The 11,338-nt window shown below is 65.3% G+C and carries 9 protein-coding genes and 1 pseudogene; 2 read left to right on the plus strand and 8 right to left on the minus strand.

From position 1 onward, the window contains the following. Positions 1 to 329: pseudogene (locus tag ABZF37_RS11475) on the minus strand (acyl-CoA dehydrogenase); the annotation flags it as partial. 131 nt (positions 330 to 460) lie between these two features. Here ABZF37_RS11475 and ABZF37_RS11480 point away from each other — a divergent pair. Then, a complete protein-coding gene (locus tag ABZF37_RS11480) occupies positions 461 to 1,225 on the plus strand; it encodes a 4Fe-4S dicluster domain-containing protein (RefSeq protein ID WP_372720024.1) in 765 nt (254 codons plus the stop codon). A 13-nt stretch (positions 1,226 to 1,238) separates the two neighbouring features. After that, positions 1,239 to 2,192 (plus strand): dimethyl sulfoxide reductase anchor subunit family protein, encoded by a 954-nt coding sequence (locus tag ABZF37_RS11485; protein WP_372720026.1) that lies wholly within the window; start codon positions 1,239 to 1,241, stop codon positions 2,190 to 2,192. 72 nt (positions 2,193 to 2,264) lie between these two features. Here the strand turns inward: ABZF37_RS11485 and ABZF37_RS11490 are convergent, their stop codons facing one another. The 7 genes from ABZF37_RS11490 to ABZF37_RS11520 all read right to left on the minus strand — a co-directional run. Beyond that, positions 2,265 to 3,233, minus strand: a complete 969-nt coding sequence (locus ABZF37_RS11490; RefSeq protein ID WP_372720028.1) for a dihydrodipicolinate synthase family protein — start codon at positions 3,231 to 3,233, stop codon at positions 2,265 to 2,267. Positions 3,234 to 3,521: 288 nt separating this feature from the next. After that, complete coding sequence (locus tag ABZF37_RS11495) at positions 3,522 to 4,586, minus strand: sulfotransferase domain-containing protein (RefSeq protein WP_372720030.1); 1,065 nt, start codon at positions 4,584 to 4,586, stop codon at positions 3,522 to 3,524. After that, positions 4,553 to 5,800, minus strand: a complete 1,248-nt coding sequence (locus ABZF37_RS11500) for a cytochrome P450 (protein WP_372720032.1) — start codon at positions 5,798 to 5,800, stop codon at positions 4,553 to 4,555. Before ABZF37_RS11500 ends, ABZF37_RS11495 begins: the two co-directional genes overlap by 34 nt. After that, positions 5,784 to 6,896, minus strand: coding sequence for a hypothetical protein (locus tag ABZF37_RS11505; RefSeq protein ID WP_372720035.1), 1,113 nt, complete (start codon positions 6,894 to 6,896; stop codon positions 5,784 to 5,786). Before ABZF37_RS11505 ends, ABZF37_RS11500 begins: the two co-directional genes overlap by 17 nt. Beyond that, positions 6,893 to 9,838, minus strand: coding sequence for an AMP-binding protein (locus ABZF37_RS11510; RefSeq protein WP_372720037.1), 2,946 nt, complete (start codon positions 9,836 to 9,838; stop codon positions 6,893 to 6,895). Before ABZF37_RS11510 ends, ABZF37_RS11505 begins: the two co-directional genes overlap by 4 nt. Before the next feature lie 200 nt (positions 9,839 to 10,038). Continuing rightward, complete coding sequence (locus tag ABZF37_RS11515) at positions 10,039 to 10,389, minus strand: hypothetical protein (protein WP_372720039.1); 351 nt, start codon at positions 10,387 to 10,389, stop codon at positions 10,039 to 10,041. A 72-nt stretch (positions 10,390 to 10,461) separates the two neighbouring features. Continuing rightward, positions 10,462 to 11,338, minus strand: an 877-nt coding sequence (locus ABZF37_RS11520; protein ID WP_372720041.1) for an MFS transporter, incomplete at its 5' end; no start/stop codon positions are given.

Genomic DNA, 11,338 nt, shown 5'->3' on the forward strand with positions numbered 1-11,338 from the left:
AAGCCGTCGCTGTCGTACACCTCCTGCCGGCCCTTCGGGTCCAGAAAGGCCACCCATTGCTCGTGCAGCGCGGTGAAGTACACCAGCCAGGCGGCCGAAGCGTTGTGCTGGGCAACGACGCGCACGACCTCGGAGAACGTGCGTGGCCCCATGCCAAAACCGCCGTATCGCGTCGGGCGCAGCAGCTTGTGCATTTGTGCCTCATGCACGACGTCGCGCAGCTTCAGGGAAAAGCCGCCGTTACGCTCCGCGTCGGCCACTTCAAGGTCGGCCTGTTGGCCGATATGCCCGGCGCGGGCAATCATTTCCTCGTGCGTTGGCGTGCCCAATGTCGTTTCTCCTCGGATGCAGTAGCGGATTGTTGTCAACGGCGTCCCGGCCGCCGGCAGTCTAGCAAACAGTTGTTTAGCGGCGGTGCCTGGCGCGGTTCCTGTTTTGTTCACGTCAGATGCGCTACCTCATGACCGCGATTGCCGAAAACACCACCGGCCGCAAGCTCGGCCTCGTGATCGATCTTGACACCTGCGTGGGCTGCCACGCCTGCGCGGTGGCCTGCAAGGAATGGAACGACGGCGGCCTGATGGCGCCGCTAACGGACGAAGACCCCTACGGCGCATCGCCGCTGGGCGTCTGGTTCAACCGCGTGCACGCGTTCGAGGCCGGGCCAAAATCCGGTTGCGGCGGCGACGATGCCGGCGCCACCCGTAGCGTGCACTTCCCGCGCTCCTGTCTGCACTGCGAGCAGCCGGCCTGCGTAACGGTGTGCCCAACCGGCGCTTCGTACAAGCGGGCGGAGGACGGCATCGTGCTGATCGACGAGGACAAGTGCATCGGCTGCAAATTATGTTCCTGGGCTTGCCCCTATGGCGCCCGCGAGTATGACTACAACAGTGGCACCATGAAAAAGTGCACGCTGTGCGTGGACCGCATCTACAACACCCACTTGCCTGTCGCCGAACGCCAGCCGGCTTGCGTCATGGTGTGCCCGACCTCGGCGCGGCATTTTGGCGATCTGGGTGACCCCGAGTCGCAGGTGTCAAAGCTGGTCGCGGACCGCGCCGGCGTGGACCTGCTGCCCGGGCTTGGCTATCAGCCGGTGAACAAGTATCTGCCGCCCCGCGAGCGGCGCGCCGCCGCCGATACACCGCCCCTTAAAGACGCCGACGTGGAAGCTGATGCGAGTCATCGGCTGCTGAAGTGGGTCGATCGGCTTTTGTCACGCTGAGTATCGAAACGTCATGCATCCAGCCGCTTCGGTCATTCTGTTCACGGTCAGCTCCGGCGCCGGCTACGGCCTGCTGATACTGCTGGCGGCGCTGGCAAGCATCGGCGTCCTGAGCCCGGGCCCGGGCCTGGGCCTGGGCCTTGCCGGTCTGGGCACGGCACTGGTGCTGATCACGGTCGGCCTGCTCGCCTCGATGTTTCATCTTGGACGCCCGGAGCGCGCCTGGCGGTCGCTCAGTCAGTGGCGCACCTCATGGTTATCTCGGGAAGGCGTGCTGGCCCTTGCGACCTACCCACCGGCGTTGCTGTTTGTCGCCAGCTGGTTGTTGGCCGGACCCAGCAGCGGCGCGTTCGCGGCGGTCGGCACGTTGACGGCGGTGCTCGCCTGCTTGACGGTGATTTGTACCGGCATGATCTACGCCAGCCTGAAGCCCATCCCGCAGTGGTGCAATCGCTGGGTGGCACCGGGCTATGTGGCGATGGCGCTTGCAACAGGCGCCCCGTGGCTGGTGCTGTTCGCCACTGTATTTGGGGAGCAGCGGGGTCTGCCGACGGTGATTGCAAGCCTGGCACTGGTCCTGGCCGCGGTGGTCAAGCTTGTCTATTGGCGCCACATCGACCACGCCGCGCCAATCGCTACCGTCGCCGATGCCACCGGTCTTGGGGCACTCGGCCAGGCGCGGGTGCTGGAAAGTCCGCACACCGAAGAGAACTATCTGCAAAAGGAAATGGGGTTTCGGGTGGCGCGCAAACACGCGAGCAAGCTGCGCCGTTTTGCCGTGCTGGCGGGTTTCGTCCTGCCGCTGTTCCTGGTGCTGCTGGCCAGCGCGTTGCCGGTCAGCGCCGCTGTGCTGGCCTTGGTGCCGGCGCTGGTTTCGAGCTTGCTAGGCGCGCTCGCCGAGCGCTGGCTGTTTTTTGCCCAGGCGCGGCATGTTGTGAACCTGTACTACGGCGCGGCGACGGCGTAGCGCCTGCCACCAAGACCGGCTGGAGTGGTCATCAGGACCAGTCCAGCCGGGATGGACTTTTTCAGACCACGATCACACCACGCCGAGGTCTTTCAACTTGCCGCGCAGGACGTCGGCCTGGGCGGGTTGCAGGTCACGCAGCGGTGGGATCATGAGGCCGCCTTTCAGACCAATCGCATCGAACCAGGTTTTGACGCTGGATACCGTACCGGCGTAGGTATTGGTTTCGAGGATCTTCCACAGCAGGGTTTCTTCCAGCAGCAGGCGCACGGGGTTCAGCTGCATGGACGCAGCCCGCGCTTCTTCCCACTTGCCTTGTGCGGCCAGTGCCCGGTATTCGTTGACCAGATGGCGCTTCTTGCCGTACAGGATGTAGGACAGCTCGCCCCATACGCACTGGCCACCGGCGCGCAGATCGTCCAGGAATACCGCCTCTGACGGGTCGCAGACCAGGAAGTTGCTCGGCAGCTCGCGGCGCATGCGGAAGGTGTCGATGCGGCCACCGGCGCCCTGCTTGGCCGCCACCACCGTGTCGAGTTCGGCCAGCCGCCGCATCAGGTCAAAGCCCAGCACGCGCCCGCCAACGCCAGTGCGGTACAGGCAGATGGCCAGGTCCGTGTGGTCGGTGAGGTACTTGAACCAGTCGAAGATCTCGTCGTCGGTGCGCAGCTGTACCACCGGGTTGATGACCTCGGCGCCCTCGAACCCCATCTCCTGGACCGCGTTCATCTTCTCGATAGCGGTGTGTACGCAGGGGTCAAGGATGATGGTCCACAGCGGGATGCGACCGCGCCCGGCGTCCGCCACCACCTGGTGGAAGCGCAGCCACTGCGTGGGCGTCATGTTCCAGCCTTCGGCGAAAAAGCCGCCGACCACCAGGCCCTCAATCCCCATGCCGATGAAGGCGTCGATATTGTCGCGCAGGCCTTTTTCGTCGACGTGGCGGTCGCTACCGACCGGCGTGATCGGGCACATGTAGAAGCCCTTGATCTTTTCCTTGGCCCAGTCCTTGGTGCCTTTACGGGTGTATTCCAGTTCCATCTGCGTCTCCTCAATCTTGCTTGCGGTTAAAACTTATAAATTTGCCGGTCTGCGCCGGGTCTGTTCTGAGTGTGCAGAGCCGGCGAGGCGTTCAGGATACAGCGTGATGACAGCGGTACTTCAGAAATGAAAACGGAACCAGCCTCTTCCCAAAGGCGTATTCACCGCCCGTCGTCGTCACGGAGACTCCCCCCTGCCGACTCCGGAACAGTCGCGCTAAACGTTGCCTGTCCATCCAGCGGCTCGGTGCAAGCGCCTCAATGGGATCAGACTTTGCCGCTCGCCGGCTCAGCTTTCCGGGTATCCGTAGCGTTCCAGCAAATCACCGTACTGGGCATTGAAGCGACGCCGCATTTCCGGTCCAAAGTGCTCGCGCCACTGGCCTCCGGCGGCGTTGCGAATATGGTCCTGCTTGCCACCCCTGGCGCTGGCCGCGTACCGGCGTGCGAGGTACGTCATCAATGGGCGAGTCCAGATAGCAAGCCCGAAGAAACCGGCGATCTCGCGAAATACGGCGCCCTCATTGCCGAGCACATCCTCATACCGGAACAGCCGCACCCGCGGATCGCTGGCTGGCCAGGCGCGCATGCTGTCGAAGTGATGGCGTCGGAATTCGAGTTCAGCGGCCAGCCCCTGTTGGAGTGGCACCCGGTTCAGAAACTCTGTGAGCGATTCACCGTGTCGCAGGCCCTGCGGCACGGCACCGTTGACTATCCGCCAGTCAAGATCGGTGGGATCTTTGAGCGTGCACCAGGACTCGGCCGCTCGCCAGTGATAGTGGTACGCCGACACGAGCAGGTCACGCGGGTCGCGAATGAAACGCACTACCCGAATGTCGGCGAAGCGGTCCAGGTCGATGGCGTTGCCGCTGACCGAGCAGACGGTGTGCTGCTCGCAATGGTTGTAGAAGGCGTCCAGGCGATGGAAGTAGTGCTCGAACGAGCCGCCCCGTAGTAGCGGGTTGCGGCATGTGCGTCGATAAACCCGCTTGGTGAACTCCGTCATGCACTTGTGAAAGCCCGCGTGCACGCGGACCTGGCCGGTGATGGGCCGTACGCTGGATTGTTCCGCCTCAATCTGTAAGCGCCCGCATCCGCCGCCGCTGACAATCCGGTATGGCTGTCCCTCGATCTGGACCTGATCACCACGGCGCGGTTGGGTGGAACCGTCGAAGGGTCCGCCGTTATGGCGCGCCTGGTTGCTTGCGAGCAGAACCCGCAGCCGGGCGCTCGAGATGACACCCGAGTGAAGCAGCAGGTCGCGCAACGTCATGGGCCTCGCTGTGCTTACGTCCGGCAGGACGGTTTGCGGCGGCACCTTCAGTCGACCGACACCGGCAGTGCGCTCAACCACCGGTGACCGATCCGCAGTTGCCATTCCGGCGTTCGGACGCACAGGCGCAGCTGTGGCAGTTCCTCGGCGGCGACACGCAGGGCGATCTCCACTTCGGAGCGTGCCAGGGCGGCACCCACGCAGCTGTGATGACCGCGCCCGAAGCTGAGCGCAGACGGCCCGGACCCGTGAATGTCAAACCGTTGCGCGTTCGGGTGCTGGTGCTGATCGTGATTGGCCGAAGCCAGGACCAGCAGCACCACCTGACCGCGTTTGAGCGCCTGGCCGTGCCAGTCCAGGTCTTCCAGCACGACCCGACCGATGAACTGGCCCGGTGACTCGAAGCGCAGGCATTCCGCGGCGGCGTTGGCGCTCAGGGTTGGCTCCGCGCACAGGGCCCGCCATTGCTTGGGATGTTGCAGCAGCACGGCGAAGGCCGACGCAATACCGCTGTCGACATTCCCGATACCGTCCGCCCACAGGAGTGCGAGGTTGTCCAGCACCTGCTCTGGGCTGACCTCATTCGCCTCCCGCCCGCGCAGGCGGGCAATAACGCCTTGCCGCGCTGCCTCCGGGTCGTCGAGCAGCCGTCCGAAGCCCTCGCGCAGGCGCAGCACGGCTGCGTCGGTTTGCGCGCGGACCTCGTGGCTCGGCAGGTGCGTGAACAGGTAGAAAAAAAACCGCGCGTCGGCATGCAGCGCCGGTCGCATCGTGTCGGGCACACCCAGCACGTCGCCGATCACGGCCACCGCCAGTGGCGTGGCGAACTCGCGCAGCAGGTCAAAGCGCCCTTTTGCCCGGCACTGCGCCGCCAGACGGCGCGCGTGGGTCTCGATATCCGGCGGATTTTCACGTAGTTGCGTGGTCCACGCCTGCGCGAACAGGCGGCGCAACCGGGTGTGTAGCGGGCCATCAAGGAACGGTAACGTGTTGCCGGCCACCTCGGCGCACGGATAGCGATCACGGTTACGCGGGCCAATAATGGCGTAGGGCGCCGGGGCGTTGCCCAGGCGCGGGTCGGCGAGCGCGGCCAGAATGTCCGAACGGCGAGTGAACACCCAGGCGCCGCTCGCGCTGCGATGCAGTGGTTCTGCGTCGCGCAGGCGCGCGAAGTACGGGTAGGGGTTTTGCACAAAATCCGGTTCGCAGAAGTCGAGCGGACCCGCCGCGACCGCGCTGTGCTGCTTGCTCGCAGGCGCACGCCATCCGCGCAGCCAGTCAACCGGACCGGCCACGCAGCACCTTGCGGATCTCGGCGTCGTTTTTTTCGAGGTGCTCGCGAATGCGCTGCCGCTGTCCCGGGTCCAGCGGTACTCCGGCGGCCAGATGAGCGAGAAGCTCGACATCGTAGTAGCGGACGGCGGCTGAGAGCATGAACACCTCGTCGGTCAGGTCCGCGGTGGTGCTCGGTGAACACAGGTCGGCGATGTTGTCGCTGCCCAGGCGTACCTGCACCCCGGCCGCCAGCAGCTCCAACACGCGCGGGATGCTGTTGTAGGTAGGTGTACCCAATGGGCGCAACTGGCGCATCCCGACGGCTGCGGACGGACAACAAATGACGCCGATATGCTCGCGCAGCAGGCCTTCCACCAGGCGCTCGAAACGCGCCTCTTCGTAGGTCGAGGGCGAGATCATGTGCACGGCCCATACCATTGGCTCGCCGTCGGTGCGCGGCGCGCCATAGCGTCGTACCGCCTCGATCAGTCGCTCGGTGCCGGTCTCGGTCGGCTCATTGCGCTGGTCGGTGTGCACGTGCACCGGCCGTTGCAGCGCCTGTGCCAGCTCGAGTACCCGTCGGCAATGCTCCATGAATCCGATGTGACCCGGGTAGTCGTCGGTGTCGTCGGCTTCCGGCAGGCAACCCAGAAAATCAGCCCGCTGGGCGCCTTCGCAATAGATTTCCCAGCGCTGCGGCTCGTCGTCTCGAAAGCCCAGTGGCGAGTAGGCGGCAGTCCGCACGTCGATCTCGTGCGCACGCTTGCGCTTGATCCCGGCCAAGCAGTCCAGCGCGTGAAGTTGCACGGCATCGGCGGTAACGTCGACCATCGTATCGGCGCGTCGCGTGCCGGTGGCTACCATCAGGTCCAGGCACTCGTTCACGCGCCGACGCAGGTCATCGCCCTGGTACGCAGGCCCGGCATGGATGCTGCTGATCAGGCTGTGCTTGGTCTGCAGCGACACGTACGAGCTCGTCAGCACCCGGTGCGGCACGGTGGCGAAATAGCGTTCGTCCAGCGTGCCGTAACGATCGAGGTGCAGGTGCGCGTTGAACGCGCCGCCGAGCCGGGCTATGGCGCGTTGCAGAGCCTCGTAGAACGGTCCCCTGGTCAAGATATTGCCCACCATCGTCGAGCGGCCGCTTTCAGGCCGCTGCCTATCGCGACATGTACTAATACCTGAAAAGGCGTCGAGCCGCGATCGCCAAACCAGGCCACGCCGTCGTCGAGCAGATCCAGCTGCAGCACATAACGCCGTGTTCGCAGCGGTATCCGCAGGCGAAGTTCAAGATCGACGCTGTCACCGGGACCCAGCGCCACGGGCAACGCGCAACAGCCATCGAGCCGACGTTGTCCACGCGGCTCGGCCGTGCCTGGCGCGCGCGTGCGACGCAGACTGGCGCCCAGGATCAGCCCACTGCGTTCGGTGGGTAGCCAGATCTCGTTGCCGGTGTTGCGCACAGTGACACGCAGCGTCACCCGGCTGCCAGGTAGCCAGCCCGGTGGCCGGTCAGCCGGCAGATGGCACTGGATATGGGCTCGGCATGCCGCATCCGGCAGTACCGGCGCAAGCGCCGCTGGCGCCGGCAGCCACGCCAGCTGGCCGGCCTCGTAGCGACGCAGAGCCCGGCCCAATCTGGGCCCGAAGTGTCTGGCACGACGCCCCAGGGCCTCGGCGTGACGCAGCTTGAGCCGCACCCGGCAGACACGGTTGCCGAAATAGCGGATGTAGCCGCGTGTCGTATCCAGACGCCGGCCCTTTGGCCCTAGAGACAAACGCCGTGTGTGCAGGAGCAACACAGCACTGGCGTAGGTCCGGTGGACTTTGGTGTCGAGCAGACACAGCAGGCCCACCTCACGCCCCAGCGCCTTGAGTGCGTCAGCAATCTCCAACGCCACCCGCCCACCGGCGCAAAAACCGCCTATCAGCAAAGGTCCGGTGGGCTGTAGCGCGGCGATCTCGCGCGCCAGGTGTTGACCGAGCCGGCGCCGGTTGGCGACCGAATCGCCAGTCAGACCGTACAGCGAACGCATTCCATAAACCGGTCGCTGCGGATCAAGATGGCTCAGCGTCGCCTCCAGTTCGGCATGGCTGTTGACCGCCCAGAACAGCGGCAGGAGTGGTTGCTCCAGACGATGACCGACCAGCAGGGCATGTGGATGGGTGCGCACCCCCCGCCAGCCGTGCATCTGGCGTTGCAGCTCCGAGTCAATGGTCGGCGGCAGCCCGTTATCGGACACGTAGTTGCTCAGAAAGGTCGACAATTCAGCGCTTTGTGGAAGCGCTTGCAGATACCCGAGGAACGACCGTAGTGTTGGATGATCGTACAGTGCTCCGGCCGGCAGTCTCGTTCCGGTCAGGGCTTGTAGGTCGGCCATGAAACTGACCGCGGTCAGTGAATCGCCGCCGAGGTCAAAGAAATCGTCGTCCATGCCGACCCGTTCGGTCCTTAGCGTGCGTTGCCATATGTCGGCCAAACGCTGCGCATTGGGTGTTTCCGGGGCCTGCCAGGCAGGTTCCGGCGACGCCGCGCCAAAGCGAGCGCTAAGCTCACTGCGTTGGAGCTTGCCGGTTCGGCCAAGCGGTAGGGCGTCCAGAAAATGAATGTGGCGCGGCAGTTTGTGCGCGGCCAGGCGCTCGCCCAGGAATTCGCGGATCGCGGCTTCGTCCAGATCGCCGCCTGACACAGTGACCACCGCCAGCGCGACCTCCTCGCCGAGCGTCGGGTGGGGTGTGCCAAAAGCCGCCGCGTCCACAATCTGCGGGTGGTCAAGCAGGCACTGGTCGATTTCCAGCGGTGCGATCTTCTCGCCGCCACGGTTAATGATGTCCTTGATCCGGCCGTCGAGGAACAGATAGCCCTGGGCGTCCAGGTGGCCGAGGTCACCAGTGCTCAGCCACGCGCCTTGGAAATGGTCTTCCCGCGGTATGTCCGAAGTCTCGTAGTCGCCAATCACTGTCTCGCCGCGCACGCAGATCTCGCCGGACTCGCCAGGCTGGGCCCAGCTTCCGTTCGGGCACCGTATCCGCACCTGGGGGCCCGCACAGATACCCACCGATCCGGGCTTGGCCACGCCGGGTGGCAGCGGATTGCTGGTGATCACGCCGGCGGTTTCGGTCATGCCGTAGATCGCCACCACCGGGCAATCGAACACGTTCTCGATTTCCCGTTGCAGGCGCTCGGGCAGCGCTGATGAGACGCTGCGGATGAAGCGCAGCTGGCCGCTGGCCAGCCGCTGCGGGTCGAGTTGCGCCAGCGAAAGTATTTCGCGCAGCATGGTGGGCACGCCCTGATACCAGGTCGGCGCAAGCCCACGTAACGCCGTAAAAAACTCCTGCGACGCGGTCCTCTCGGTCACGATCACGCTGCCGCCCACTGACAGGGGCGCCAACAACAGGTCCACCAGCCCGCCGACATGGAACAGCGGCATCATGTTCAGGCACCGGTCCTGCGGCACCAGCGCCAGGGAGTGCACAAGGTTGGAGGCCGAAGACAACAGCTGGCGGTGGCTTAGCGGCACCAGCTTGGGCACGGCCGTGGACCCGGAGGTCTGCAATAGCAGGGCGGTGTCGTCCTCGCCCGGTTCCAGCGTCGTGGGCTGAGCGGCGCGCCGTGGCAGCGCCCTGAAACTGAAGCCGCCTTCGGGCTGGGATTCCACGCTCACGCAGTTCAGGCCCAGCGCTTGCCCGCATTCCCAGGCCATTGAGTCGGGTGCCGCCACGAGCCAGCCGCAGCGGGTGCGGGCAAGCGTCGCGCGCAGTTCGGCCGCTGTTGAGTCGGGATTCAACGGTACGCAGCAGCATGCCGACGCGAGAATCAGCGACAACGCTGCGGCGTCGGCGGACTTGGGCAACGCGACCGCGACCCGGTCTGCGGGTGAAAGCCCAGCGGCGCGCAGCTCGGCGACGCGCGTAAGCCGCAGCGCTGCCAGCCGGCTGTGACTCAGCGTGCGGCCGTTGCTTGACAGCAGCGCCGATGCGTCTGCGAAATGCCGCGCGGTGTGGTCGATGAGATCGCGAATCGTGAAACGCGCGACTGGATCAGGTTGATTCACGCCTGAATGCCGTTTCCTGTCCTATAACGAGTTGAATTCGACCAGGCCGAATCCGGGTCAAAAGCCCGGTCGGGCTCTGGCGGGTGTGAGCCGCCACACAATGCGCCGCGGGCCCTTCGGTAATTCAGGCGGTGTTGCGGGTTCGTCGCCACTGTAGATGCCCCCGATGGGGGCGCGGGTCCAGGTTATCGATCTACTCCCTACTCCGCAGAGCGCTCGAAATTGCCATCCCCGAGTGGCTCGATGCAGCCAAGGCAACGGGTCAGCAGGCCCTGCGCCGGGCCGATCATCAGCTCGTTGGCGGATTTTTCGATATTGCCGCCAATCGCGCTGAAGGGCAGCGAAACCAGAAAAATGGCCGTGCCGGCCACCGTGGCAACTGCGTACAAGGGCCGCGCCACGAGCGTGTCGGCAACCATCTCAGCCGCGGTTGGGTCCCGGCCGCTGGTTGGCGCGAGTATGTCGTAGTCGTCCGAAGCGGCAAAACTGGCGAACGGTTGGCTCAGCGCGATCACCAGTGTGGCGGCAAGAACGGATTTGAATGCAGGCATGACATGCTCCACAGGGTGTGGTCCGGAAGGCATCAAGAACCAGCGAAGGGTACGGCGCCGCGCCGCAAGCGGTCAATGTGGCCGTGCGACCAAGGGCGTGGCGCGGCCCAGTGCGAACGCGCACAGTATCAGGCCTACCAGGGCAAGGCCCAGCAGTAACGCGGGGTACGTCCAGCCATCCGCGCTTTCGAGTAGCCATCCCACCAGCGGCGGGCCCATCAGGATGCCCAGTCCCTGGCCCGACAGCGCGAGTCCGAGAATGGGCCCGGTGGCGGCCGGGGTCGGCGCCAGCAGCGGCGCCAGGGTAAAGATGCCGGTCGGGATGATGCCAAGGAAGAAACCGTACAAAGCCAGTAGCAGATACGTCACGGGCGGCGTGAGTGGCAGCAGCAGCAGGGACGGCATTACCAGCAGTAGCGGCAGCGCCGGTAGGGCCAGCAACATCCAGGGCCGGACGCCGCGATGCACGAGAAGCCCGCCCAGCAGATTGCCCGGGATAATGGCGGCCGGCACCAGTGCGCTGGCCAGGGTTGCCGCGCGTGTGCTCAGGCCCATGGTTTGTGCCAGATGGGTTGGCAGGAACGTGAACACGCTGAAAAACTGGGAGCTGAAGCAGAAGAACGCCAGCGCCAGCAACCAGGGTCCGCCACGGCGCAAGACCTTAAGGTCCAGTCGTCCGCCGGAAGGTGTCCCGACATGGTGTGGCAGGCCGGGCAGCAGGCTGAGGACCACGAGTGCCGCCGCGGCGCTCACCGCCCACAGGCCGCGCCAGCCGAAGGTGCCCAGCAGCAGTGGCGCGATGGCGAGCATCAACACGCTGCCCACCGGCATCCACAGTGCCCAGATGCCCATCGCAAGGCCGATGTCTTCGCGCCGTGACAGGCTGACGATAAGCGTAGGCGCGGCGACCGTGATCAACACCACGCCGAAGCCTTCCAGGCCGCGGCCG

Origin of the sequence: Immundisolibacter sp. (genome assembly GCF_041601295.1) — a bacterium.
In the GTDB taxonomy this organism is placed as follows: Bacteria; Pseudomonadota; Gammaproteobacteria; order Immundisolibacterales; family Immundisolibacteraceae; genus Immundisolibacter.